General features: G+C 44.8%; 1 pseudogene. It reads right to left on the minus strand.

Annotated elements, in window-relative coordinates:
* Positions 1–273 (minus strand): annotated as a pseudogene (locus CWC16_RS19610) (hypothetical protein); the annotation flags it as partial.
* Positions 274–406 lie beyond the last annotated feature (133 nt).

A 406-nucleotide genomic window follows, 5' to 3' on the forward strand; every position in this document is an offset into this window, starting at 1 on the left:
AACTGCCTGACCGTAAGGTGTATAAGTTTTGTCGTAAAAACTGACCTGCTCATAGGTTTTGCCTTCATTGAGCAGGAGCCGAAGTTCATGCGCCGGATAATCGGGGTCAAAGACGGCGTTATCCGCAAAGATATTAAACTCTTCCTGTATGTGTAAACCGGCGTTAAATTCAAAAATACTTTTGTTTAATACCGGTGCCGCATACAACGAAGTCGCAGTCATTAAAGCGCTTAAACCCGCAACTGCACGTGTAAAATAAGCCAAACTTGGCATAATTATCTCCTTTTCATTCTTATTCTTATCTGTCTACTGATACATGAGGCGCTGATAACCTGCGTACGCTCACCTCAGTGGCAAACTCACCGACATTACGCCCTTGCGCATCAAAACAGCGCCAGCGGTAACG

Source organism: Pseudoalteromonas sp. S3776 (assembly GCF_005886915.1).
Taxonomy (GTDB): domain Bacteria; phylum Pseudomonadota; class Gammaproteobacteria; order Enterobacterales; family Alteromonadaceae; genus Pseudoalteromonas.